Genomic DNA, 22,838 nt, shown 5'->3' on the forward strand with positions numbered 1-22,838 from the left:
GGAGTGGCCCGTCTGGAATGGCCACGGGAGGCATGCCGGGGTGACCGGACGACATCGCGACGGAAGCGTGAAGGGGAGCGGGTAATCTTGGCGCGTGAGCACCAGCGGAATTGACGTCACCGCCCAGTTGGGCACTGTGTTGACCGCAATGGTGACGCCGTTCAAGTCCGACGGCTCGCTTGACCTCGATACCGCAGCCGAGCTGGCCGTTCACCTGGTCGACACCGGTTGTGACGGTCTGGTGGTGTCGGGGACCACCGGTGAATCGCCGACGACCACCGACGACGAGAAGGTGGCGCTGCTGCGCGCGGTGCTCGACGCGGTTGGTGACCGGGCCCGCATCATCGCCGGTGCCGGCAGCTACGACACCGCACATAGCGTGCACCTGGCCAAGGCCAGCGCCGACGCCGGCGCGCACGGCCTACTGGTGGTCACGCCGTATTACTCCCGGCCGCCTCAGGCGGGGCTGGTCGCGCACTTCACTGCAGTCGCCGATGCCACCGATCTGCCGATCCTGCTCTACGACATTCCACCGCGGTCCTCGATTCCGATCGAGTGGGACACCATCCGCAAGCTCGCCGAACACCCGAACATCGTGGGTGTCAAGGATGCCAAGGGCGACTTGCCGGGCGGGGCGCAGATCATCGCCGAGACGGGCCTGACGTACTACTCGGGCGACGATGCGCTCAACCTCCCGTGGCTGGCCATGGGTGCGGTCGGTTTCGTCAGTGTCTGGGGTCATCTGGCCGCGGGGCAGTTGCGGGACATGTTGTCCGCGTTCAATTCCGGTGACGTCGCCACCGCCCGCAAGATCAACGTCGCGCTGGGCCCGCTGGCCGCCGCGCAGTCCCGGCTGGGGGGTGTGACGATGTCCAAAGCAGGTCTGCGGTTGCAGGGCATCGATGTCGGTGAACCCCGGCTGCCGCAGATCCCGGCTGCGCCGGACGAGATCGAGGCGCTGGCCGCCGATATGCGTGCCGCAACGGTGCTCAGGTAGGGCGGGCCGTTGAGCACCGATCTCGCACCGCCCGAGCCGCTGGCCCCTGGAGGGCTTCGAGTCACCGCGCTGGGCGGCATCAGCGAAATCGGGCGCAACATGACCGTTTTCGAGCACTTAGGTCGGCTGCTCATCGTCGACTGCGGGGTGTTGTTCCCGGGTCATGACGAGCCGGGTGTCGACCTGATCCTGCCCGACCTGCGGCACATCGAGCATCGGCTCGACGATGTCGAGGCGCTCGTCGTCACCCATGCGCACGAGGATCACATCGGCGCTATCCCGTTCCTACTCAAGCTGCGGCCCGACATTCCGGTGGTTGGCTCGAAGTTCACCATCGCCCTGGTGCGCGAGAAATGCCGCGAACACCGGATCAAACCCGTGCTCGTGGAGGTTGCCGAACGGCAGAGCAGCACGCACGGCGTTTTCGAATGCGAGTACTTCGCCGTCAACCACTCAATTCCCGGGTGCCTGGCGGTCGCCATCCACACCGGCGCGGGCACGGTGCTGCACACCGGCGACATCAAACTCGACCAGATGCCCCTCGACGGTCGTCCCACCGACCTGCCCGGTATGTCGAGGCTGGGGGACTCCGGTGTCGACCTGTTTCTGTGCGATTCCACCAACTCCGAACAGCCGGGTGTCAGCCCGTCGGAGAGCGAGGTGGGCCCGACGCTGCACCGGTTGATCCGCGGTGCCGACGGCCGGGTGATCGTCGCGTGCTTCGCTTCGAATGTCGACCGGGTGCAGCAGATCATCGATGCGGCAGTGGCTCTGGGCCGCAAGGTGTCGTTCGTCGGCCGATCCATGGTGCGCAATATGGGCATCGCCCGTGACCTGGGCTACCTGCGGGTCGAAGACTCCGACATCCTCGATATCGCTGCGGCGGAGATGATGCCGGCGGAGAAGGTGGTGCTGATCACCACCGGAACCCAGGGCGAGCCGATGGCCGCACTGTCGCGAATGTCGCGCGGTGAGCACCGCAGCATCACGTTGACTGCGGGCGACCTGATCATCCTGTCGTCGTCGCTCATTCCGGGCAATGAGGAGGCCGTTTACGGCGTGATCGATGCGCTGGCCAAGATCGGCGCCAGAGTGGTCACCAATGCCCAAGCGCGCGTTCACGTTTCCGGGCACGCCTATGCGGGCGAGTTGCTGTTCCTGTACAACGGTGTGCGCCCGCGCAACGTGATGCCGGTGCACGGCACCTGGCGGCATCTGCGGGCCAACGCGGCGCTGGCCGCACGTACCGGGGTGCCGCGGGAGAACATCGTGATCGCCGAAAACGGCGTCAGTGTGGATCTGGTCGCCGGCAGGGCATCGATATCCGGGGCGGTGACGGTCGGCAAGATGTTCGTCGACGGGCTCATCACCGGCGATGTGGGCGACGCGACGCTCGGTGAACGACTCATTCTCTCCTCGGGTTTCGTGGCTGTGACGGTCGTCGTGCATCGGGGGACCGGGCGTCCCGCGGGGCCGGCGCATCTGCATTCCCGCGGCTTCTCCGAGGACCCCAAGGCACTGGAATCGGTTGCGCAGAAGGTCGAGCGGGAACTGGAAAGCCTTGCCGCCGATAACATCACCGATCCGACCAGGATCGCGCAGGCGGTGCGTCGCACGGTCGGCAAGTGGGTGGGCGATACCTATCGTCGGCAGCCGATGATCGTGCCGACCGTGATCGAGATCTAGCCCGCCAGGAGCAGAATTCCGCCGATAAGCAGGCCGACGATCTTGACGGCCTCCAGCGCGACGTAGACGTAGTGCACGCGGGAACGCCCGATCGGCGCTTGACCCGGGATGGCGGTGAGCACGACGTCGGAGCGTTGCGTCAGCTTGGGGCGCACCGCCAGCAGTTGCACCGCGAGCGAGGCGATGGCGATCACGAATGCGGCGGTGGCCGCAGCTGACGGTCGATCGATCGCGAGAGTGACGATGACGATTGCCGCAAAGACTATTTCGGTTGCGTTGAGAGCGCGGAACACCAGCCGTCCAATGCCGAGCCCGATCTGCAGGGTGACGCCCGGCGCGCGGAACTTCAGCGGAGCCTCCAGGAACGAGATCGCCAGCACCATGCCGATCCAGCAGTAAGTGACGGCGACTGCCACGGCTGCGGCGGTGTTCATCGGGTATCTCCTTCGGTGGTGAGGTGAACCAGACAGACGTCTGGTTCGACGAATGCGTCGAGCCGGTCCACGCTGACCGGTGACCGCCAGCTTTCCAGGGCGCCCTGCATGAGGCCTAGATGGATCGGACATACCACTGTCGCGCGGGTTTCGGCGAGCGCGAGGAATGGGCAGTGTCGCAACCGGACCTCATCACTCACGGATCGTTCAGGGGCGAAGCCGAATTCGTCGAGCAACCCCACCAGAGCGCCCGCCGGGGTATCCGACTTCGGTTGGGGGACCCCGCGTCCCCACGCACGACCGATGTCGAGAGCCCGCGCGCCGGGATCCTGCTCTGCCGCCAGGCCCTGGGTGAGGATGTCGGCAAGCACGAGGTAGCGGGTCGGACCACCGGGATCCATGCGGCGGGCCGCGCGGAACAACTGGGGTGGGCGGCCCGGTCCGCGGTGATCGGCGTCCACCCGCTCTACTTGTCCCGCATCCAGGAGCGCCTCCAGGTGGAACCGGGCGGTGTTGGGGTGCACGTCGAGCGCATCGGCAAGCTCGATGATGGTCATGGGTGCGGAAGCCGAACGGAGGATCTCGAGGACGTCGGCGCGTCGACTCATCACAGTCCTCCTGGTTTTCACAATGCTGATCTGTATAAACTTTAACTCATGACCGAGCACGAACTCGACGTCCGGGGGCTGCCCAAGCCGGACAAGCACCCCGCGATCTTCGCCGCGTACGCCAGCCTGCCGGTAGGTGCCGCGCTCATCCTGGTCAACAACCACGACCCCCGGCACCTGCACGACGAGTTCGAGGTGGACCACCCCGGGAGCTACGACTGGGAGTACGTCCAGTCGGGCCCGCAGGTCTGGCGCATCAGAATCACCAAACTGGCGGCAAACCCATTACCGCGCGTACTGACCAACACCAATGCCGCGAACCCTGCCGCCACCGATATGACCGGTGCGGTGTGGAAGCTGCAGATGCATGACCGCGGGCTCGATTCCAACATCATCGTGTTGGCTCCCGGTGCGGGCATCGATGCGCACACGGGCCCCGATCTCGACGTGCTCATCCACGTGCTGGGCGGATCCGGTCGGCTCATCACCGAGCTTGGCGGCGTCGAGTTACGCCCGGGGGATGTCGTGTGGCTGCCGAAGCGGTCCCGCAGGCAGTTCGCGGCAGGCCCGGATGGGTTGCGGTATCTGACCGTGCATCAGCGGCGGCAGGCATTGGTGTTGGAGCCCGCCGTGCCGGCGAAGGTGGGCTGAGCGAGCGCGGTCGGTTACTGTCGCAGCGCGTAAGCCGTCCACTCCACTTGTGACGCACCGAGTTTGCGTCCGGCAGGGTTGACGTAGTGCTCGATCAGATAGTCCGGGCCGGCCTGCTCGATCAGCTGCCAGCCGTACGGCTCGATGAACGGCGCGATATCTTCGGGGTTCAGCCCGAACCGCCAGATCTGCCGGCGAACGCAGAACCTGCGATACAGCGATTCGGCGCCGTAGCGGTGGGTACCGTCGATGAAATCGGCACGGACATAGGTGAACACCAACCGGCTGCCCGGTACGGCCGTGCCCAGGTAGTCGAACGTGGCCCGCACGCCGGCCTCGGTGAGGTACTGGGTCACACCCTCCCATGCGAAGAACGTGCGGTCCGACGTGTGGTGGCCGTACCTGGAGAGTTGGGTAGCGAGGTCGTCGTGTTCGAAGTCGACGGGTATCAGTCGCACCGAATCCGGAACCGCGCCGAGCGCCCGGCGCACCACGGCGCGTTTGCGGTCGATGTTGACCGGAAGGTCCACCTCGAAGACCGGGATGGCGCTGTGCCGCGCCAGTCGGTAGGCGCGGGTGTCCATGCCGGCGCCGAGGATCACCACGGCGTCGATGTCGGGAAGTGCGGCGTCGAGCTTCTCGTCGATGAATCGCTTGCGGCAGGACAAGTTTGCCCACAGACCGGGCTGGGACCGTTCCGCGGCGCGGATGGACCATTCGCGGGGCATGCGCCAGCGCATCAATCGGGTCATGGCGCGCAGCGGCGTCGGCAGAAATGACTCTGCCAGATCGTCGTCAACCAGCCGCCGTGGACCCTCGTACTGCTCAGTGGCGGCCAACACCATTGGGCCTAAAGCAGTTTGAGCTACGGGATCTGTGCGGCTCATCGCTTGTTGACGATACCCGCGGTCACCGGCACCCACGTCGATCAGCCCGGCCGCTGAGCTGATCAGGACGATCGAACCACCCTCGCCCTGCTCCACCATCGTCGGGAACGCCACCTCGACGGTGTTGTGTGCGCCGGTCTCCTCGACGAGGGTGACCGTCGCGGCCGTCGGCCACCATCAGGGCCGCAGCTGGCCCTTGGCCGGGTCCCCGGCGACGACCGGCTGCAGCACCTTGATGTCGGGCGCACCGTCGAGGAGTTCACCGACCGTGCCGAACAGGGTTCCGATCGCGGGGGCCGTGCTGTGCGTCTTCAGTGCGTCGGCGTCGGTCCACTGCTCGACGAAGACGAAGGTGCCGTCGGCCTCGTGCAGCGAGTACAGCTCACACCCCGGCTCGTTGTGCACCGCCTCGATGGCCTTCGTACAGGCGTCTCGCACGGCCTCGACCGACTCGGGCTTGGCCTTCATGGTGGCGACGACGACAACTGGCATGGGGCAGACTCCTCGGTGGCATGGCCGGACAGGTGTCCAGCCTACTCATGCCGGTGCGGTCTGGGTCATACCCGTTGTTGTCACGCCACATTGACCCAGATGACGATGGCGAAGTGTGGCCTATCTGTGACCTGTGTGGCAGATGGTGAATATGAGGCCACTGCGACTAGGCTGACAGGCATGGCTAACAAGACCGCGGCGCGATCTGGAGCCCGTTCGAGCAGGTCAAAGCCCGGCTCACGATCCGGGCGTCAGGCGTCACCCCGCCCGGCTTCAGCGCAGCGGAAGCCGGCTCGTCGCTCCCAGTCGTCTCCGGTGGCCGTCGCCGGACAGAAACTCGGCCGTGGTGCGCGAGCCGGGTGGCTGATGCTGGCCAAAGGCGCTGGTTCGACCGCACGCTCGGTCGGCCGGGCGCGCGAGATCGAACCGGGACATCGGCGTGATGGGCTGGCGCTGGCACTTCTGGGTGTCGCCGTGGTGGTCGCGGCCAGTTCTTGGTTCGATGCGGCCCGTCCGGTCGGTGCCTGGATAGACACCGCATTGCGGACCGTCGTCGGTGAGCCCGTCGTGCTCGTCCCGATCGTGCTCGCCGGTGTCGCCGTCGTGTTGATGCGCACCGAACCCGACCCGGATTCGCGCCCGCGGATGATGCTGGGCTCGGCCATGATCGCGCTGCCGGCGCTGGGTCTGTGGCACCTGTGGGCGGGGTCTCCGGAGGACCCCGCCGGACGCCGGCTGGCGGCCGGATTCGTCGGATTCGCCATCGGGGGACCGCTCTCCGACGGACTGACCGTGTGGATCGCCGCGCCGTTGCTCTTCATCGGTGTGCTGTTCGGCGTGCTCCTGATCACCGGCACAACGATCCGCGAAGTGCCAGCGACATTGCGCGCGATGTTCCGGACCCGTGCATTCGATGACGACGCCGAGTACGACGAGTACTACGACGACGAGTACGCCGATGCGGAGCCGGACGACGACTTCTCCGACGGCTACTACGACGACCCGGTGTACACCCCGGATCAGGCCAAGACCTGGCCCACCGCCGCCATCGAGGCGCCCAAGGCGCTGACCGGCACGCCGATGGAGAACTACCCGCTGGCCGAAGAGGCCGAAGCGCCAACGGTTCCCGAGCCCGCTGTCAAACCGCGCCGCAAGAAGGCTGTTGAGCCGAAGCCGGCCAAGAAAGCCGACGACACTCTCGTGGTCGACCGGGTGGTCGAGGGCCCGTACACGCTGCCGTCGCTGGATCTGTTGGTCGCCGGTGACCCGCCGAAGCTGCGCACAGCGGCCAACGATCAGATGACCGACGCCATATCGTCGGTTCTCGAACAGTTCAAGGTCGATGCTGCCGTCACCGGGTGCACCCGCGGCCCGACCGTCACGCGCTACGAGGTGGAACTCGGGCCGGGCGTCAAGGTCGAGAAAATCACCGCGCTACATCGCAACATCGCTTACGCCGTGGCCACCGAGAGCGTCCGCATGCTGGCACCGATCCCGGGCAAGTCGGCGGTGGGCATCGAGGTACCCAACACCGACCGTGAGATGGTGCGGTTGTCCGACGTGCTCACCGCGCCGTCGACACGTCGGGACCACCACCCGTTGGTGATCGGACTGGGCAAGGACATCGAGGGTGACTTCATCTCGGCCAACCTGGCCAAGATGCCGCACCTGCTGGTAGCCGGCTCGACCGGTTCGGGTAAGTCCAGTTTCGTCAACTCGATGCTGGTCTCGCTGCTTGCGCGGGCCACCCCGGACGAGGTCAGGATGATCCTGATCGACCCCAAGATGGTGGAACTCACGCCCTACGAAGGCATTCCGCACCTGATCACGCCGATCATCACCGAGCCGAAGAAGGCCGCGGCGGCGCTGGCTTGGCTGGTCGAGGAGATGGAACAGCGTTACCAGGACATGAAGTCGTCCCGGGTGCGCCACATCGACGTGTTCAACGAGAAGGTGCGCACCGGCGAGATCAGCACGCCGCTGGGCAGCGAGCGCGTGTACAAGCCCTACCCGTACATCCTTGCGATCGTCGACGAGCTCGCCGACTTGATGATGACCGCGCCGCGCGACGTTGAGGACGCCATCGTCCGCATCACGCAGAAGGCCCGTGCCGCAGGCATCCACCTGGTGCTGGCCACCCAGCGGCCGTCGGTCGACGTCGTCACCGGTCTGATCAAGACCAACGTGCCGTCCCGATTGGCGTTCGCGACTTCCTCGCTGACCGACAGCCGCGTCATCCTGGACCAGCCGGGCGCCGAGAAGCTCATCGGCATGGGTGACGGCCTGTTCCTGCCGATGGGCGCCAACAAAGCGCTGCGTATGCAGGGCGCGTTCATCACCGATGAGGAGATCCACGCCGTCGTCGAGGCCACCAAAGCTCAGGCCGAGCCGGAGTTCGTCGACGGCGTCACGGCAGTCAAGGCAGGCGAACGCAAGGATGTCGACCCCGACATCGGCGACGACCTCGACGTCTTTCTGCAGGCTGTCGAACTCGTGGTGTCCTCGCAGTTCGGGTCCACCTCGATGCTGCAGCGCAAGCTGCGCGTCGGCTTCGCGAAGGCAGGCCGCCTGATGGACCTGATGGAAACCCGTCAGATCGTCGGGCCGTCCGAGGGCTCCAAGGCCCGCGAGGTGTTGGTCAAGCCCGACGAACTGGCCGGCACGCTGGCGCTCATCCGCGGCGGAGCCGACGCCAACGGCGCCGAACCCGAGGAGGACGAGGAGTTCTGAGCGGTTGCACGGCCCTGCGCGCCGGTTTGTCACGCTGGAGTGGCGCTCGCCCCCGACGGTCACTCCAGCGTGACAAACCGCCGAAAGGACGAATCGGCCTAAAGAACGTCCGGTCGGTACTTTTCGACAGTGTCGGTCAGCGCCGCTTCACAGCGTCAACAGCATTCGGGTGTTCCCGAGGGTGTTGGGTTTGACGTAGGACAGGTCGAGGAACTCGGCGACACCGGTGTCGTATGAGCGACGCATCTCCTCGTACACCTCCGCGGTCACCGGGGTGCCGTCGATCTCCTGGAAGCCATGGCGGCCGAAGAATTCCACCTCGAAGGTCAGCACGAAGATCCGTTGCAGGTGTAGATCCCGCGCCGCGTTGAGCAACTGCTCGAGCAGAACGTGTCCGACTCCGGTTCCGCGGACCTTGGGATGCACCGCGACAGTGCGCACTTCCCCGAGGTCTGCCCACAACACGTGCAGCGCACCGCAGCCGACCAGCTCACCGTCGGCCTCCACCACCCAGAATTCCTGGACCGCCTCGTACAGCGTGACCAGGTTCTTTTCGAGGAGAATCTTGCCGGCGTAGATGTCCACGAGGTCCTTGATCCGCGGGACATCGGAGGTGCGGGCCCGGCGCACCACGGGGCTGGCCGCCGGTGGCGCGCTGGCTTCGTTCACAGCTGGAAGAGTATCGGTTTCGCCAACCGATATTCTGTTTCGGTGCCAGGCCCACCTTCTACCGATCCGGTGGTGCCGCATGCCCTGGTGGCCAGTCTCCCCAACATCCTCACCGGAGTCCGGCTGGTATTGGTGCCGGTCTTCCTGCTGCTGCTGTTCGTCGGTGACGGTCATGAAACGGTCTGGCGGTTGGCCGCTTTCGCGGTGTTTGTGGTCGCGGTGATCACCGATCGGTTCGACGGGTCGCTGGCGCGCAGCTACGGCGTGGTCACCGAGTTCGGCACCCTGGCCGACCCGATCGCCGACAAGGCCCTGATCGGTTCGGCGTTGGTCGGTCTGTCGCTGCTGGGCGACTTACCGTGGTGGGTCACCGGCGTGATCTTGGTGCGTGAGATCGGAATCACGATCCTGCGTTTCATGGTGTTGCGGCATGGTGTCATCCCGGCCAGCCGCGGTGGCAAGCTCAAGACGCTGGTGCAGGCCGTGGCGATCGGGTTGTTCGTGTTGCCGCTGCACAACTGGCCGGCGATGTGGCTGACGGTGGCGTGGGTGACAATGTGGGCGGCGGTGGTGCTGACCGTGGTCACCGGCGCTGACTATGTGGTTTCGGCGATCAGGAACTCACGTGGACGATCCACTCGTAACTGACGATGCACGCACGCTCGTCGCCGATTTGACGGTGAACGGCCAGAGCGTGGCCACCGCCGAATCACTGACCGGTGGACTGCTCGCAGCCACGCTGGCCGGCGTGCCCGGCGCCAGCGCCGTGCTGCACGGCGGTCTTGTCACCTACACCGAGAACACCAAGATCTGGCTGGCCGGCGTGGCGCCGCAGGTGCTCGACGCCGTCGGACCGGTTGCGGCACCCACCGCACGGGCACTGGCAGTCGGCGCGAGACAACGGTGCGCCGCCACGTGGGGCGTTGGCCTGACGGGGGTGGCGGGCCCCGAACCGCACGGCGGGCACGCGCCGGGAACAGTGTTTTTGGGTCTGGCCGGGCCGGTCGACACCGAGGTGGTCGAGCTCAGGCTGTCCGGTTCGCGCTGGGATATCCGGGTGGCCGCGGTCAACGAGGCGATCTCCCGGTTGCGCCGGCTCGTCGAGCAGCAGTGAGTTTTGTGCGGCGGGAACCATCCCGGTGGGTCACAGCGTTTGGCAAGTGACGACCGTCAACTAGGTACCCGAAGGAGGGCGCGATGACGGAATTGCTGCGTGAAGTGATCGGTGACGTGCTGCGTGACGCCCGCACCGAGCAGGGTCGCACCCTGCGTGAGGTCTCGGATGCCGCCAGGGTCAGCCTCGGGTATCTGTCGGAGGTGGAACGCGGCCGTAAGGAGGCGTCCAGCGAATTGCTCAGCTCCATCTGCGATGCCCTCGACATGCGGCTCTCGCGTGTGCTGACAGACGCCGGGGAGCGCATGGCTCACCGCGAACAGTCCCAGCTGGCTCATATCGACGCCGCGACCAAGGTGGTGATTCCGCAGCCGGCAGTGATGGCGGTTGCCTGAGCGGGCACGCATCCGCGCGAAACGCCCGCGGGGGCTGTGGCGGTCTGCTCGAACCCGATAAGTTGGCATCTGACGCACGATGACCCGACCGACAAGGGGTCACCCTGGCCCGGGCAGTCGGGCCCGACTCAACAAAGGCGGAACGAACCCATGGCCAATCCGTTCACCAAGGCATGGAAGTACCTGATGGCGCTGTTCAGCTCCAAGGTCGACGAATATGCCGATCCGAAGGTGCAGATTCAGCAGGCCATCGAGGATGCGCAGCGCCAGCACCAGGCGCTGACCCAACAGGCCGCCCAGGTGATCGGCAACCAGCGTCAGCTGGAGATGCGGCTGAACCGCCAGCTGGCCGACATCGAGAAGCTTCAGGTCAACGTCCGGCAGGCGCTGACGCTGGCTGACCAGGCGACTGCCGCGGGTGACGCCGCCAAGGCCACGGACTACAACAATGCCGCCGAGGCCTTCGCCGCGCAGCTCGTGACCGCCGAACAGGGCGTCGAGGATCTCAAGACCCTGCACGACCAGGCTCTGCAGGCCGCCGGTCAGGCGAAGAAGGCCGTCGAGCAGAACGCGATGATGCTGCAGCAGAAGATCGCCGAACGCACCAAGCTGCTGTCGCAGCTTGAGCAGGCCAAGATGCAGGAACAGGTCAGTGCGTCGCTGCGGTCGATGAGCGACCTCGCCGCGCCCGGCAACACCCCCAGCCTCGACGAGGTCCGCGACAAGATCGAGCGGCGCTACGCCAACGCGATCGGCTCGGCGGAGCTCGCCCAGAATTCGGTGCAGGGCCGCATGCTGGAGGTGCAGCAGGCCAGCGTGCAGATGGCCGGACACTCCCGATTGGAGCAGATCCGCGCGTCGATGCGCGGCGATGCCCTGCCTGCCGGCGGTAACACTGCTGCGCCTGCCGCCAATCCGGAACAGGCGACGCCCGAAAATCCGCTCGGCCAATAACGTGCCGGGGGTGTGATCATGGCTGTCAAGACCGGTCGAGTGGACGCCTGGTGGTCGTTGGTGCAGCGAGGTATCGACACCGCTGCCGACCTGTCCGGCGCGTTGGCCGAAAAGCTCAGTGCCGCCGCCGACCCGCGGGCGAAGCTGTTGCGCAAGCGGCGGTGGACACGGCGTCTCGGCGTGTTTTTCACGCTTGCCTGCGGGTTCTGGGTGCTGGTGACGACGGTGCTCGCGTCGTGGAGCACCCCGGTCTGGGTTCTGATCATCACCGGCGTGATCGCCGCGGGCGCGGCGTTCCCCGCGACCTTGCTGTGGCTGCGCTACCGCTGGCTGCGTTCGGAGCCGTTACCTGCCGAACGCCCGGTCGCCGGCCGACGGCTACCGCCGTGGGGTTCGGCCGCGCGCCAGCCGATGTCAACCCTGTTGGCCTCCGAGCGCGGCATGTTCTCGCTACTCGGGGTGATGGAACGCGGCCAGATGCTGCCCGCCGACGAGCTGCGCGAGCTGACCGCGGTGGCCAACCAGACCGCCCGCACCATGGCGGCCACCGCGACCGAGGTGGTGTCGATGGAACGGACCATCAGCAATGCGCCGCAGTCCCGCCGGCACCTGGTGCCCACCATCAACGCGTTCACCGCGCAACTCCACGACGGTGTTCGTCAGTACAACGAAATGGTCACTGCTGCAGCGCAACTCGTCTCCGCGGCAAACAATGGGCGGGCGTCGACGGCACCGTTGTCCCAGCAGCGCTACCGCAATGAGCTGACCGACGCCACCGACCGGCTCGGCGGGTGGGCGCAAGCGTTCGACGAACTCGGGCGGTTGCGTCAGGCCTGACGGGTCAGGCGGGTGTGCTCACACTGCGGAGCTGCTGGGCGGCCCCGACCGGGGACCGTACTTCTCGATATAGGCCTCGTGGATGTGCGCGTTCTTCTCGCGCGCGATCTTGTCGATCAGGTTGGGGTCGAGGCCGTGCACCCGCAGCATGTGACGGCGCCAGATCTTGTTCAGTGCATGCGAAAAGTAGATGAACGGGATCAGGATCGGCACGGTCATGCTCAGGTGTACGTACAGCGTCGTGTCGATCAGCCAGAATGGAGCCAGGATCAGCAACGCGGGCACGAGTACGCGCAGCATCATCCGGCGTGTGGCGCCCTTGCCGGTAAGGTCTTCGCGCACCCAGTCGAGCATCGAATCCGGCAGCCGGCGTCCGCAGCAATACTTCAGGAACTGGATGAGATTCGGCCGGGTGCGTTCGGTCGTCTTGCCCATGATCTATGTCTCCTATAGCGACGCGCGCAGCGACGGAATGAATATCCCGGCCAGACCACGGACAGTCGCCTTGGCCGTGTCCAGGAAGTCGAAGTAGTCCCGCCACAGCGTGATCCGGCCTTCGTGTACCTCGAACACCCCGCACACCCAGAACTGCAGCCGCAACGGTCCGAAGATCAGGGCGTCGGTGCGTTCGGTGAGCACCGAGGCACCATCGGCGGCGATGCGGTGGATTTTCACCTCGAAACCGACGCGGCCCTGCATGGAGCGGAACAATTTGACCGTCCGGTTGCGCCCGTAGATCGTCGGCAATCCGACGTTCTGATAAACCAGGTTCTGGGCCAGCGCGTTCTCGGCGGTGTCGAAGTCCTCGTCCTGGAGTGCGTTGAGGAAGATCTCGACCGTGCCGGCGGGGCCCTCGTGTGCTCCTCCCGTCCGCGGTGTCTGCACCGCAGCGGTTGATTGGTCAGTCATGGCCGAAGCCTAGTTCTCCTGGGCTGTGGCAGGGTAATCCGGATGCGCATAGCGGTGGTTGCCGGGCCCGATCCAGGGCACGCCTTCCCGGCCCTGGCGTTGTGTTTGAAGTTCCTGGCCGCGGGAGACGCGCCGACCCTGCTGACCGGGGTGGAATGGCTGGAGACGGCGCGCGCCGCCGGTGTCGAGGCGATCGAACTCGGCGGGCTCGACCCCACCGCGTGCGACGACGACACCGACGCCGGGGCAAAGATCCATCGACGTGCGGCCCGGATGGCGGTGCTCAACGTCCCTCGGCTCCGGGAACTTGGCCCTGACCTGGTGGTTTCTGACGTGATCACGGCCTGCGGCGGGCTGGCCGCCGAATTGCTCGGGGTGCCGTGGGTCGAGCTCAGCCCCCATCCGCTGTATCTCCCGTCGAAAGGTCTGCCGCCCGTGGGGAGTGGTCTGGCGCCAGGCGTCGGGCTGCGTGGCCGATTGCGCGACTCCGTGATGCGCGCACTGACGGCGCGGTCCTGGCGGGCCGGGCTGGCGCAGCGCGCGGAGATCAGGGTGGCCATCGGTCTGCCGCCGACCGACCCGGGACCGCTGCGCAGATTGATCGCGACGCTGCCTGCACTCGAGGTGCCGCGCCCGGACTGGCCGGTGGAGGCGGTCGTGGTCGGACCGCTGCATTTCGAGCCGACGGACGCGGTGCTGGCGGTGCCGCCCGGTCCGGGCCCGGTCGTGGTCGTGGCGCCATCCACCGCGACCACCGGGACGCAGGGGGTGGCCGAGCTGGCATTGGAATCGTTGCGGCCCGGGGAGACCCTGCCTCAGGGGTCGCGGCTGGTGGTGTCGCGGCTGGGCGGTGCCGATATCGGGGTGCCGCCGTGGGCTGTGGTCGGGCTGGGGCGACAGGACGAACTGCTCGCCCACGCCGATCTGGTCATCTGTGGTGGTGGACACGGCATGGTGTCCAAGACCCTGCTGGCCGGCGTGCCGATGGTCCTGGTACCCGGCGGTGGGGATCAGTGGGAGATCGCCAATCGCCTGGTGCGCCAGGGCAGTGCCCAGTTGGTGCGGCCGTTGACAGCCGAGGCGCTGACAACAGCTGTCGGCGAGGTGCTCGGCTCGCCGGCGTATCGCCGGGCCGCGCAGCAGGGCGGGGCGTCGGTGGTCGGTGTGGCGGATCCGGTGCGGGTGTGCCACGACGCCCTGGCTTCCGCTGGGTAGGTTGGGCACGTGCGGTTGACGGAATTCCATGAGCTGGTGGACGGCCGGTTCGGCACCATGCGGGGGCGGTCCATTCTCGTCGACCATGTGCTGAGCGGTATGGGGCACACGGCCGCTCAAGCCATCGAGGCGGGTGCGGAACCGCGTGACGTGTGGCGCGCCCTGTGCGCCGACTTCGACGTCCCACGCGATGAGTGGTAGCGATGTGTGACGTAGCTCATCTGTGCGGGTATACCGGAGTTATGCGACTAGGTGAGCACCCTCAACGCACGCCGCTCTACGGCGTGTTGCTGGTCATCGCCGCGGTTCTGTTGTGCTGGCTGGTCGCGTCGACGTTGGGTGGATGGCAGTCCGCGGTCGGGTACTTCCTGGCCATCGCCGTCGGCGCGATCGGGTTCGTCATGACGCTGCGGGATCTCGACAACTTTCCGAACTGGCGTCGCTGAGTCACCGCTGGATCAGCAGCTGTGCGGTCTCGCGGTGTAGCCGGCCGAAGTTGTAGTACGCGGCGCACGCACCTTCCGGCGACACCATGCACGTTCCGATCGGTGTCTCAGGTGTGCACGCCGTTCCGAACACCTTGCATTCCCAGGGCTTGATGACACCCTTGAGAACCTCACCGCATTGACAGGCCTTGGGGTCGGCCACCCGCACCCCCGGCATGTCGAATACCAGCTCGGCGTCGTACTCGGCGTAGTCGCGGTGAACCTTCAGCGCGCTCTGGGAGATGAATCCGAGTCCGCGCCATTCGAAATGGGGTCGCAATTCGAATGTCTCGGCCATCAACTTCAGCGCCTGGGTGTTGCCTTCGGGTCGCACCACGCGCGTGTACTGGTTCTCCACTTCGCAACGGCCGTCGCGGATCTGCTGCAACAGCATGTGCACCGAGGCCAGGATGTCGAGTGGTTCGAACCCGGCGACCACGATGGGCTTGCCGTACACCGCGGGGACGAATCGGTACGGCCGCAACCCGACCACGGTGGAGACATGTCCGGGCCCGAGGAACCCGGACAGCCGCAGATCAGGCGATTCGAGGATGGCCTTGATCGGCGGCACGATAGTGACGTGGTTACAGAAGACGCTGAAGTTGCGCACGCCCAGGGTGCGGGCCCGGACGAGCGTGACGGCCGTGGACGGCGCGGTGGTTTCGAAGCCGACCGCGAAGAACACGACGTGCCGATCGGGATTGTCACGGGCGATCTTGAGCGCGTCCAGCGGTGAGTAGACGAATCGCACGTCGGCTCCGCGGGCCTTGGCTTCGATCAGGTTCCCACGTGAACCGGGTACACGCATCATGTCGCCGAAGGTGGTGAAGATGATGCCGGGCTGCTCGGCGAGCCACATCGCGTCGTCCACCCGGCCCATCGGGATCACGCAGACCGGGCAGCCGGGGCCGTGCACCAACTCGATGGTTTCGGGGAGCAGGTGTTCGATGCCGTGGCGGTAGATCGTGTGGGTGTGTCCGCCGCACACCTCCATGAATTTGAACTCATCGCCGCCGGCCAGTTCGGTGATCGATTTGACCAGGGCTCGTGCGGCAGCCGGGTCGCGGAATTCGTCGACGAATTTCATGGCAGTTACCTTCTTGGGGTTCAGGCGATTTCGGACGAGTTGAAGGCGTCGATCTCGGTGAGGTAGTCGGCGCCCATCTTCTGCACCTGATCGAGCGTCAGGGTGGCCTCGTGTTCGTCGATCTTGGCCATCGCGAACCCGACATGGACCAGCACCCAGTCACCGACCTGCAGGTTGTCGTCCGCGAGCAGCCTTACGCTGATGATTCTGCGCACACCGTTTACGTCGACTTTGGCCAGATGAGCTTCGGCGTCGACGAGATCGACCACCTGACCGGGAATTCCAAGACACATCGTGGAAGCTCCTATCTCTCTGTTGTTCTCAGCAAATGCGTGGCAGCGGGTCGCCGACGAGCATGTCGACGATCCGGCTGCCACCGAATGATGTTCGTAACGCAACGATCCCGTGTGGCTCAGAGACGATCTCGCCCACCACGGCGGCGTGCACGCCCTGAGGGTGCGCACGCAGGGCGGCCACTGCCGCATCCGCTTCATCGGGGGCGACAACCGCGAGGAACTTGCCCTCGTTGGCCACGTACAGCGGGTCGATGCCGAGCAGATCGCAGGCGCCGAGCACCTGCGGTTCGATCGGGAGGCGGGCCTCGTCGAGAACCACCGCGAACGGACGGTCCTTGACGAGTTCGTTGCACACGGTGCCGACACCGCCGCGGGTCGCATCCCGCATCCACCGAGTCGACGGAGCCGCCTCCAACACTGCTTCGACCAGTTCGTGGACGGGTGCGGTGTCCGAGGCGATGTCGGCGTCGATGGCGAGGTCACCGCGGGCGAGCATGACTGCCATCCCGTGTTCGCCGATCGTGCCGGACAACAGCACCTTGTCGCCGGGTTGTACGCATTCGCGCGACAGCCGCCGGCCGTGCGGAATCACACCGACACCTGCGGTGCAGATGTACATGCCGTCGGCCGCACCCTTTCCGACCACCTTGGTGTCGCCGGTGACGATCTGTACTCCCGCGTGAGCGGCGGCTTCGGCCATGTCGGCGACGATCTCGCGCAGCTCGCTGATCGGGAAGCCCTCCTCGATCACGAATCCTGCCGATATCCAGTACGGCCGGGCTCCGGAGACGGCGAGGTCGTTTATGGTCCCGTGCACCGCCACGTGTCCGATGGAACCGCCTGGGAAGCGGTGCGGTGCAACCACATACGAGTCGGTAGAAAATGCAAGGCGATCACCGGACGGAGTTGTCAGCACCGCTGCGTCACCGAGCTGCTCGAGTTCGGAGTTGCGGAATGCCTCCACGAACACCGCGTCGACCAGTGCCGCAGAAGCTTTCCCGCCCGCGCCGTGGGCCAGGGTGACCACGTCGTCGAGGAGCCGTGGGCGCCGCTGACGGAACTTGTCGATCCGTTCCAGCACCCGGTCCTCGCGTTGCGTCGCCGCCGTAGTGGTCATGATGCGCGCTCCCGGATCCGGGCCAGCTGTTCCTGGGCGACCGACCAGAGCCGGTAGCCGAGCATGGCGTGGCTTTCCTGTATGCGGTGAATGCTCTGGCTGTGCACGGTGAAACAGAAGTCGAGATCCTCGGCGGTACTCATCCGACCGCCGTCGTGGCCGGCAAATCCGATGGTGAGCAGTCCGCGGTGCTTGGCCTCGGTGATCGCTGTCATGAGGTCCTCGGAGTTGCCCGATGTCGACAGTGCGATGGCGACATCGCGGTCGCGGGCATGGGCAATGATCTGGCGTTTGAAGATCAGTTCGAATCCGACATCGTTGCCCAGTGCGGTGACGACGGCTTCGTCGGCGGCCAGCGACCACGCCGGTACCGGCCGGCCGCGCGCCGGGCGGCTGAACAGCGTGGCCAGGGTGGCAGCATCGGTGGAGCTGCCCCCGTTGCCCAGCGTGTACAGCCTGCCGCCGCGGGCGAATCTGTCGGCCATGGCCTGGCCGGCCTGCACCAGTCCGGGATCGTATTCCTGCAGCGATTCCTGTTGCAGCCGAGCACTTTCGGCGGCCTTGCCGCGCGCCGAGGCCGCGAGATCGTCGAGCAGCGCCCTGGCGTCGGTCTCCTCGGACTCGATGAACGGGTAGAGGAATCCGGTGCGTTCGGATTCGTTCGTGGTCATGAGGCCTGCTCCGTTCCCAGTGTGGCGATCCCGGTGCCGGCGTGCACGAGGATCAGGTCGTCGGGTACCACCTCGCCGAGCAGTGCGACATCGACCCACTGTTCGCCATCGCAGGTACGAACGAGCGCCGGACTGTTCGAGTCTTGCGGTGCCAGAATCACTTCCGCGATTTGGCCCTCGTCACTGCATGTCACGCACACTTCTTCGGTGCACTCGCCGTCGGGACTTTTGAGCAGTCCAGGGTGTTCGAAGCACACGTGGGTGAGCTCCCACAGCAAGTGATACATCAAGACGAAACGGCCGGTCGCCGGCACCATGGGGTCATCGGACTCGATCCACAGAATGTGATGGGCGGCGCCGGCCGGTGGCCGGGGACCCGACCCGATCCAGACGGTGGTGACGCCCCATGCGGCTGCCCGTCGCATGGCATCGATGACCGCGGGTTCGTCGGCGGATGCGACGGCCAAGAGCAGGTCGCCGGGCTGGCTGGCCACCCTGGCCGCCGCCACCGGGTCCGGTTCGACGAGGGCGACGGACGGCAGTGCACGTTTGCCCATGATGACCGGGTGGACGAATTCGACGGCCACGTGATGCGCGTGCGGTTCCCATTGCGGCGCAATGACCCACAGGGTGGCGCCGTCGTGAAATCTGCGGGCGACATCCAGGGCGGCGGCCGCCAGATCGGCAGAGAGCTGGCTGTCGACGAACGGTTGTGCAGTGACGGTCATGAGTGACCTACCTTTCGGACGGCGTTTACCATGTCCAGGGTTGTGGCGGTCGCTTCGATCAGCGCCGCGCGCTGCGTGCCGGTCAGGGTGTCGCACACCCAGTCCCAATGAGCCGAGACGAGGGTGCCGGGTTCGGGTGTGGTGATGAACGACGCGCCGTCTCGGCTCCAGCGCACCCGCTCTGGACGCTCGCCCCCCAGGGCTAACACGCCGTCGTCGAGGACGAGGGGACACGCGTCGATCACCGCATATTCACCGTCGACGGATGTGACGGTGCCCCAACGTATCCGGCAACTCTGCAACACCCGCAGTGCCGTGGTGGGCTCCCGGTCGAGGAAGCGCACCCACGGGTAGACGACGAACACATGAAAGCTGTGGTGTGCCAGGACGGCCGACGAGGATCCGACATCGTCCAGCAACCCGGTCGCCTGCCCCGAAAACGTCCCGCGCAGAGTATCGAGCAGGGCGGCGGGGTCGACGCAGTGCAACTGCGGCCCGCCGACCCAGTATCCGCCGACCACGTCGGCGTCCAGCGGGTCTTTTCCCATGGCGCGCGCCATGGTGCGCAGGTATGGCCAGGCGCCGTCGAATGCCTTGGCATGGCGCGCCAGCGCGGCCGCGTCGTCCCCGTGCAACAGCACGCCGGACTCGTCCGGCCCGCAGTACCCCAGCTCGTTGGGCGGATACGCGTAACGGGCGAACAGCCGTGATCCGGCAGGCAGGGTATGCAATCCGACGACGCTCATCGCTCAACCCGCATTTCCGACCAAGAGCTGACCCAACGCGATGCCACCATCGTTCGGCGGCACGTGGCGGTGGGTGATGACCTGAAACCCTTTGGCGCGCAGACCCGCCAGCGTCAGATGCAGCAGCAGCGCATTCTGGAACACGCCCCCGGACAAGGCAACGGGTTGGCCCGGGGTCGCGCGAGCGACGGCCAACTCGACGATCAGACCGGCCACCGCGTGATGGAACCGGGCGCCGATCACCCCGACCGGTACGCCGCAGCGCATTTCATCGAGCACCGCCTCGAACACCGGCCCGGGATCGAACACCATGGGATGTCGACCGGTGTCGACGGCGAACGTGTACGGGGTCGTGCCGGGGTCGACGTTTCGCGACAAGCCTTCCAGCTCGATGGCCGCCTGTGCTTCGTAGTCCACCACCTGCCGCACACCGATCACCGCCGAGACGGCGTCGAAGAGCCGGCCCATGCTCGAGGTCGGTGTGCATCCGGTGTGCGTGCGCAACTGGTGCTCGAGCACCTTCAGCTCATCGGCCGGGCAGGCTCGCACCGGCGGAAGGTCGGTGTCCCACTCGAGTCCGGCTGCCCACAGATGTGCCAGGGCCATTCGATAGGGCCGTCGTACGCTGATGTCGCCGCCGGGCATCGGTACGTACCGCAGCTGTGCGAGCCGCTGGAAACCCTTGTAGTCCGCTTCGAGCAGTTCGCCGCCCCACACCGCACCGTCAGGGCCGTAACCGGTTCCGTCGAAGGCGAATCCGAGCACCGGACGGTCCAGGCCGTTTTCGGCCAGCACGGCCGCGATGTGGGCGTGGTGGTGTTGCACCGTCCGCACCGGTCGACCGTCGGCGTTGCGGTGCGCCCAGGCGGCCGAACGATACGCGGGATGAGCGTCGGCGACCAGGATTTCGGGTTTGACGTTGGTCAACGCCTCGAGGTGCGCGACGGCATTCCCGAAAGCGGAGAGCGTGGCCAGATCGTCCATGTCGCCGATGTGTGCGCTCAGCCAGGCGTAGCGGTGTTCGGCGACGGCGAGGGTGTTCTTCAGATCTGCCCCCACCGCGAGGGTGGCCGGTACCGATACGGGCAGGGCAACGGGCAGTGGAGCGTAACCGCGCGAGCGCCGGATCGGCAGTTCGAAGCCGTCGACGAGGCGGATCACCGAGTCGTCACAGGGCACCAGGATCGCCCTGTCGTGGGTCAGCCAACCGTCGGCCAGCGACGAAAGTCGCCCCAGTGCATCGTCATCGGTGAAGCAGATCGGTTCGCCACTGAGGTTGGCCGATGTCATGACCAGCACGTGGGGCCCCGGTTGGTCGCCGGGTAGGCCGAAGAGCAGGGTGTGCAGCGGGCTGTAGGCGAGCATCACGCCGAGATCGGGATTGCGCGGCGCGACGGATTCGGCGACCACGGCACTTCGGCGCCGGGACAGGAGCACGATCGGGCGGGCCGGCCCGCACAGCAGCCGGACTGCGGCGTCGTCGACATCGACGATCTCTTGCGCGCCGGCAAGGTCGGGAACCATCACCGCAAAAGGTTTGTCGCCGCGGCGCTTACGGCGCCGCAGTTCGGTGACAGCACGGTGATCGCCTGCGTCGCAGGCCAGGTGGTACCCACCGATTCCTTTGACGCCGAGGATGCCACCGTTGCGCAGCAGGCGACGGGCAGCCTGCAATCCGGATTCGCCGGTGGCCGTGCTGCTCCCGGCGTGAAACGCCAGGGCCGGGCCGCAGTTGGGGCAGCACACCGGTTGGGCGTGAAAGCGTCGGTCGGCAGGGTCGGCGTACTCGCGAGCACAGTCGGCGCACATGTCGAATTCGGCCATCGTCGTTGCTGCACGGTCATAGGGCAGTGACGCGATGATGGTGAAGCGGGGGCCGCAGTTGGTGCAGTTGACGAAGGCGTGCCGATATCGGCGATCGGCTGGATCCCGCTGCTCGGCGGCACATTGGGTGCACATCGCGACATCCGGCGACACCAGCGTGCGGCCACCGTCGGACCGCGAGGTGTCGGCGATGACGAATCCCGTTCCGCCGGCGACCGGGAGGCTCGCGGTCTCGATCGACTCGACGACGGCCAGCGGTGGGGGACTGTCGCGCAGACGATTCAGGAATGCGCCGATCGCGGCGGGCTCACCTTCGATCTCGATGACCGCACCCGAGCTGTCGTTGCGTACACACCCGGTCAGGCCAAGCGCTGCGGCGGTGGTGTACACGAACGGCCGGAAGCCCACCCCCTGAACCACGCCGTGGACACTTACTTCAAGCCGTCGCCGCACGCTCATGGCGACACTCCCGAGTCGCGACCGCGGCCCATGAGTTCCAGTCCCTGCATGGCCGCGTCGGCGCCCGCCGCATCGGTCTTCTCGACGACGAAGCCCATGTGGATGATCACCCAGTCGCCGGGGCTGAACGTCTCGTCGGCAAGCATGCCGACGTTGACTTTGCGATGCTCGCCCGCGACGTCGACCAGAGCGAGTTGGCCACCGTAGCCTTCCAGCATCCGTACCACCTGCCCCGGGATTCCCAGACACATGATTCAGCCCTCCCGGTTCGACAATCGCGCGGTGGCGGCTTCGACCGCCGCAACCGCGCCGGGGATTGCGGCGGTGACGGCATCTGACAGACCGATGCCGTCGGCGACAGTCTCGACTTCGCAGCCGATCACAACGGTGTAGGGCGCCGTGCCGCCGAGTGCAGTGAGGCCGGCAAACACCGCTGCCGGGTCCATCGCGTGGGCATCCAGACCCGCGGTGCCGGACAGGCTTGCGAGATCGGCTTCGAACACGTGCAGTGTTCCGGGTGAGCCCTGGCTCGGCAGCGCGTCGACCAGGATCAGCGCATCCCAATCGTCGAGCAGGTCGTATGCGAGATGCATACCGCCGATACCATAGTCGCGCAGGCGAATTCCAGCGGCATCTGGTCGTTGTGGGACATGCCGTAGCACCTCGGGGCCGAATCCATCGTCTCCGAGGAAAATGTTGCCGATACCGGCGATCAGTACTCCGGACGTGATCGCACCGGCTACATGCGACGCATCTTCAGATACCGCCGCGCATCGGGAATCGACCTCAGGCCGACCAATGCTCCGGCGATGACGACTGCTGCCACCACCAAGACGGTGACCCAACC

The 22,838-nt window shown here is 66.4% G+C and carries 27 protein-coding genes and 1 pseudogene; 12 read left to right on the forward strand and 16 right to left on the reverse strand.

All coding sequences use genetic code 11. The annotated features are described in order from the left end of the window. The first annotated feature begins 94 nt into the window (after positions 1–94). Together dapA and H276_RS0100010 are read left to right on the forward strand one after the other, a co-directional pair. Entirely contained in the window at positions 95–997 is a 903-nt protein-coding gene (gene dapA / locus H276_RS0100005) for a 4-hydroxy-tetrahydrodipicolinate synthase (protein ID WP_019969257.1), read from the forward strand. A 9-nt stretch (positions 998–1,006) separates the two neighbouring features. After that, a complete protein-coding gene (locus tag H276_RS0100010; RefSeq protein ID WP_019969258.1) occupies positions 1,007–2,683 on the forward strand; it encodes a ribonuclease J in 1,677 nt (558 codons plus the stop codon). Here H276_RS0100010 and H276_RS0100015 read toward each other — a convergent pair. Beyond that, complete coding sequence (locus tag H276_RS0100015; protein WP_019969259.1) at positions 2,680–3,117, reverse strand: hypothetical protein; 438 nt, start codon at positions 3,115–3,117, stop codon at positions 2,680–2,682. The genes H276_RS0100010 and H276_RS0100015 overlap by 4 nt on opposite strands. Next, complete coding sequence (locus H276_RS0100020) at positions 3,114–3,725, reverse strand: metalloregulator ArsR/SmtB family transcription factor (RefSeq protein WP_036460375.1); 612 nt, start codon at positions 3,723–3,725, stop codon at positions 3,114–3,116. The genes H276_RS0100015 and H276_RS0100020 overlap by 4 nt, the downstream gene beginning before the upstream one ends. 48 nt (positions 3,726–3,773) lie before the next feature. On the opposite strand from H276_RS0100020, the gene H276_RS0100025 reads away from it, so the two are divergent. After that, the gene (locus H276_RS0100025) at positions 3,774–4,376 is read left to right on the forward strand and encodes a DUF2249 domain-containing protein (RefSeq protein WP_019969261.1); all 603 of its coding nucleotides are present in this window, start codon (positions 3,774–3,776) and stop codon (positions 4,374–4,376) included. Positions 4,377–4,390: 14 nt separating this feature from the next. Here H276_RS0100025 and H276_RS0100030 read toward each other — a convergent pair whose 3' ends face one another. Together H276_RS0100030 and H276_RS0100035 are read right to left on the reverse strand one after the other, a co-directional pair. After that, the gene (locus H276_RS0100030; protein ID WP_026356397.1) at positions 4,391–5,263 is read right to left on the reverse strand and encodes an SAM-dependent methyltransferase; all 873 of its coding nucleotides are present in this window, start codon (positions 5,261–5,263) and stop codon (positions 4,391–4,393) included. 177 nt (positions 5,264–5,440) lie between these two features. Beyond that, positions 5,441–5,755, reverse strand: coding sequence for a putative quinol monooxygenase (locus H276_RS0100035; RefSeq protein ID WP_019969263.1), 315 nt, complete (start codon positions 5,753–5,755; stop codon positions 5,441–5,443). Positions 5,756–5,875: 120 nt separating this feature from the next. On the opposite strand from H276_RS0100035, the pseudogene H276_RS0100040 reads away from it, so the two are divergent. After that, positions 5,876–8,485: pseudogene (locus H276_RS0100040) on the forward strand (DNA translocase FtsK 4TM domain-containing protein); the annotation flags it as partial. A 147-nt stretch (positions 8,486–8,632) separates the two neighbouring features. On the opposite strand, the gene H276_RS0100045 reads toward H276_RS0100040, so the two are convergent. Next, positions 8,633–9,115, reverse strand: a complete 483-nt coding sequence (locus tag H276_RS0100045; protein WP_026356399.1) for an amino-acid N-acetyltransferase — start codon at positions 9,113–9,115, stop codon at positions 8,633–8,635. Between the two features lie 81 nt (positions 9,116–9,196). Here H276_RS0100045 and pgsA point away from each other — a divergent pair, with 81 nt between their 5' ends. From pgsA to H276_RS0100070, 5 genes are all read left to right on the forward strand, one after another. Further along, positions 9,197–9,802, forward strand: coding sequence for a CDP-diacylglycerol--glycerol-3-phosphate 3-phosphatidyltransferase (gene pgsA / locus H276_RS0100050; RefSeq protein WP_026356400.1), 606 nt, complete (start codon positions 9,197–9,199; stop codon positions 9,800–9,802). Then, on the forward strand, positions 9,780–10,268 hold the full coding sequence (locus H276_RS0100055) for a CinA family protein (RefSeq protein ID WP_019969267.1): 489 nt from the start codon (positions 9,780–9,782) through the stop codon (positions 10,266–10,268). Before pgsA ends, H276_RS0100055 begins: the two co-directional genes overlap by 23 nt. Positions 10,269–10,351: 83 nt before the next feature. Beyond that, complete coding sequence (clgR, locus tag H276_RS0100060) at positions 10,352–10,663, forward strand: transcriptional regulator ClgR (protein ID WP_019969268.1); 312 nt, start codon at positions 10,352–10,354, stop codon at positions 10,661–10,663. Between the two features lie 150 nt (positions 10,664–10,813). Then, a complete protein-coding gene (pspA, locus tag H276_RS0100065) occupies positions 10,814–11,617 on the forward strand; it encodes a phage shock protein PspA (RefSeq protein WP_019969269.1) in 804 nt (267 codons plus the stop codon). 18 nt (positions 11,618–11,635) lie between these two features. Continuing rightward, positions 11,636–12,454, forward strand: coding sequence for a phage shock envelope stress response protein PspM (locus tag H276_RS0100070; RefSeq protein WP_026356401.1), 819 nt, complete (start codon positions 11,636–11,638; stop codon positions 12,452–12,454). A gap of 18 nt (positions 12,455–12,472) precedes the next feature. Here H276_RS0100070 and H276_RS0100075 read toward each other — a convergent pair whose 3' ends face one another. Next, on the reverse strand, positions 12,473–12,889 hold the full coding sequence (locus H276_RS0100075; protein ID WP_019969271.1) for a DUF5313 domain-containing protein: 417 nt from the start codon (positions 12,887–12,889) through the stop codon (positions 12,473–12,475). A 12-nt stretch (positions 12,890–12,901) separates the two neighbouring features. Continuing rightward, a complete protein-coding gene (locus H276_RS0100080; RefSeq protein WP_019969272.1) occupies positions 12,902–13,363 on the reverse strand; it encodes a limonene-1,2-epoxide hydrolase family protein in 462 nt (153 codons plus the stop codon). A gap of 42 nt (positions 13,364–13,405) precedes the next feature. Here H276_RS0100080 and H276_RS0100085 point away from each other — a divergent pair, with 42 nt between their 5' ends. From H276_RS0100085 to H276_RS0100095, 3 genes are read left to right on the forward strand one after another with little or no spacing between them, the layout of a single operon-like run. Beyond that, a complete protein-coding gene (locus H276_RS0100085) occupies positions 13,406–14,578 on the forward strand; it encodes a glycosyltransferase (RefSeq protein ID WP_026356402.1) in 1,173 nt (390 codons plus the stop codon). Between the two features lie 9 nt (positions 14,579–14,587). After that, positions 14,588–14,779, forward strand: coding sequence for a DUF3046 domain-containing protein (locus H276_RS0100090; protein WP_019969274.1), 192 nt, complete (start codon positions 14,588–14,590; stop codon positions 14,777–14,779). Between the two features lie 41 nt (positions 14,780–14,820). Continuing rightward, positions 14,821–15,024, forward strand: a complete 204-nt coding sequence (locus H276_RS0100095; protein ID WP_019969275.1) for a hypothetical protein — start codon at positions 14,821–14,823, stop codon at positions 15,022–15,024. A gap of 1 nt (position 15,025) precedes the next feature. Here H276_RS0100095 and hypD read toward each other — a convergent pair whose 3' ends face one another. The 9 genes from hypD to H276_RS22340 are packed head-to-tail and all read right to left on the reverse strand — an operon-like array spanning position 15,026 to position 22,722. Then, a complete protein-coding gene (gene hypD, locus H276_RS0100100; RefSeq protein ID WP_018600635.1) occupies positions 15,026–16,150 on the reverse strand; it encodes a hydrogenase formation protein HypD in 1,125 nt (374 codons plus the stop codon). Positions 16,151–16,170: 20 nt separating this feature from the next. After that, positions 16,171–16,443: a HypC/HybG/HupF family hydrogenase formation chaperone gene (locus H276_RS0100105; RefSeq protein ID WP_026356403.1), complete on the reverse strand. Its 273-nt coding sequence runs from the start codon at positions 16,441–16,443 to the stop codon at positions 16,171–16,173. Positions 16,444–16,471: 28 nt separating this feature from the next. Continuing rightward, positions 16,472–17,563 (reverse strand): hydrogenase expression/formation protein HypE, encoded by a 1,092-nt coding sequence (gene hypE / locus H276_RS0100110; protein ID WP_019969277.1) that lies wholly within the window; start codon positions 17,561–17,563, stop codon positions 16,472–16,474. Further along, positions 17,560–18,234 (reverse strand): SIS domain-containing protein, encoded by a 675-nt coding sequence (locus tag H276_RS0100115; protein ID WP_019969278.1) that lies wholly within the window; start codon positions 18,232–18,234, stop codon positions 17,560–17,562. Before H276_RS0100115 ends, hypE begins: the two co-directional genes overlap by 4 nt. After that, positions 18,231–18,962: a sedoheptulose 7-phosphate isomerase gene (locus H276_RS0100120; protein WP_019969279.1), complete on the reverse strand. Its 732-nt coding sequence runs from the start codon at positions 18,960–18,962 to the stop codon at positions 18,231–18,233. The genes H276_RS0100115 and H276_RS0100120 overlap by 4 nt, the downstream gene beginning before the upstream one ends. Continuing rightward, positions 18,959–19,708, reverse strand: coding sequence for a DUF6390 family protein (locus tag H276_RS0100125; RefSeq protein ID WP_019969280.1), 750 nt, complete (start codon positions 19,706–19,708; stop codon positions 18,959–18,961). The genes H276_RS0100120 and H276_RS0100125 overlap by 4 nt, the downstream gene beginning before the upstream one ends. A 3-nt stretch (positions 19,709–19,711) precedes the next feature. Beyond that, positions 19,712–21,991 (reverse strand): carbamoyltransferase HypF, encoded by a 2,280-nt coding sequence (gene hypF, locus H276_RS0100130; protein WP_026356405.1) that lies wholly within the window; start codon positions 21,989–21,991, stop codon positions 19,712–19,714. Next, complete coding sequence (locus H276_RS0100135; RefSeq protein ID WP_019969282.1) at positions 21,988–22,242, reverse strand: HypC/HybG/HupF family hydrogenase formation chaperone; 255 nt, start codon at positions 22,240–22,242, stop codon at positions 21,988–21,990. The genes hypF and H276_RS0100135 overlap by 4 nt, the downstream gene beginning before the upstream one ends. 3 nt (positions 22,243–22,245) lie before the next feature. Next, positions 22,246–22,722: a hydrogenase maturation protease gene (locus tag H276_RS22340; RefSeq protein WP_026356406.1), complete on the reverse strand. Its 477-nt coding sequence runs from the start codon at positions 22,720–22,722 to the stop codon at positions 22,246–22,248. Between the last annotated feature and the right edge of the window lie 116 nt (positions 22,723–22,838).

It is taken from the genome of Mycobacterium sp. 141 (genome assembly GCF_000382405.1).
Taxonomy (GTDB): domain Bacteria; phylum Actinomycetota; class Actinomycetes; order Mycobacteriales; family Mycobacteriaceae; genus Mycobacterium.

Bases quoted from the DNA above. Each gene is read 5' to 3' on its own strand.
- H276_RS0100015 (WP_019969259.1), bottom strand. From the start codon at position 3,117: ATGAACACCGCCGCAGCCGTGGCAGTCGCCGTCACTTACTGCTGGATC.
- clgR (WP_019969268.1), top strand. From the start codon at position 10,352: ATGACGGAATTGCTGCGTGAAGTGATCGGTGACGTGCTGCGTGACGCC.
- pspA (WP_019969269.1), top strand. From the start codon at position 10,814: ATGGCCAATCCGTTCACCAAGGCATGGAAGTACCTGATGGCGCTGTTC.
- H276_RS0100095 (WP_019969275.1), top strand. From the start codon at position 14,821: ATGCGACTAGGTGAGCACCCTCAACGCACGCCGCTCTACGGCGTGTTG.
- H276_RS0100030 (WP_026356397.1), bottom strand. From the start codon at position 5,263: ATGAGCCGCACAGATCCCGTAGCTCAAACTGCTTTAGGCCCAATGGTG.
- H276_RS0100120 (WP_019969279.1), bottom strand. From the start codon at position 18,962: ATGACCGTCACTGCACAACCGTTCGTCGACAGCCAGCTCTCTGCCGAT.
- H276_RS0100080 (WP_019969272.1), bottom strand. From the start codon at position 13,363: ATGACTGACCAATCAACCGCTGCGGTGCAGACACCGCGGACGGGAGGA.
- hypF (WP_026356405.1), bottom strand. From the start codon at position 21,991: ATGAGCGTGCGGCGACGGCTTGAAGTAAGTGTCCACGGCGTGGTTCAG.
- hypE (WP_019969277.1), bottom strand. From the start codon at position 17,563: ATGACCACTACGGCGGCGACGCAACGCGAGGACCGGGTGCTGGAACGG.
- H276_RS0100025 (WP_019969261.1), top strand. From the start codon at position 3,774: ATGACCGAGCACGAACTCGACGTCCGGGGGCTGCCCAAGCCGGACAAG.
- H276_RS0100085 (WP_026356402.1), top strand. From the start codon at position 13,406: ATGCGCATAGCGGTGGTTGCCGGGCCCGATCCAGGGCACGCCTTCCCG.
- H276_RS0100115 (WP_019969278.1), bottom strand. From the start codon at position 18,234: ATGACCACGAACGAATCCGAACGCACCGGATTCCTCTACCCGTTCATC.
- H276_RS0100020 (WP_036460375.1), bottom strand. From the start codon at position 3,725: ATGAGTCGACGCGCCGACGTCCTCGAGATCCTCCGTTCGGCTTCCGCA.
- H276_RS0100070 (WP_026356401.1), top strand. From the start codon at position 11,636: ATGGCTGTCAAGACCGGTCGAGTGGACGCCTGGTGGTCGTTGGTGCAG.
- H276_RS0100105 (WP_026356403.1), bottom strand. From the start codon at position 16,443: ATGTGTCTTGGAATTCCCGGTCAGGTGGTCGATCTCGTCGACGCCGAA.
- H276_RS0100125 (WP_019969280.1), bottom strand. From the start codon at position 19,708: ATGAGCGTCGTCGGATTGCATACCCTGCCTGCCGGATCACGGCTGTTC.
- H276_RS0100135 (WP_019969282.1), bottom strand. From the start codon at position 22,242: ATGTGTCTGGGAATCCCGGGGCAGGTGGTACGGATGCTGGAAGGCTAC.
- H276_RS0100035 (WP_019969263.1), bottom strand. From the start codon at position 5,755: ATGCCAGTTGTCGTCGTCGCCACCATGAAGGCCAAGCCCGAGTCGGTC.
- hypD (WP_018600635.1), bottom strand. From the start codon at position 16,150: ATGAAATTCGTCGACGAATTCCGCGACCCGGCTGCCGCACGAGCCCTG.
- H276_RS0100075 (WP_019969271.1), bottom strand. From the start codon at position 12,889: ATGGGCAAGACGACCGAACGCACCCGGCCGAATCTCATCCAGTTCCTG.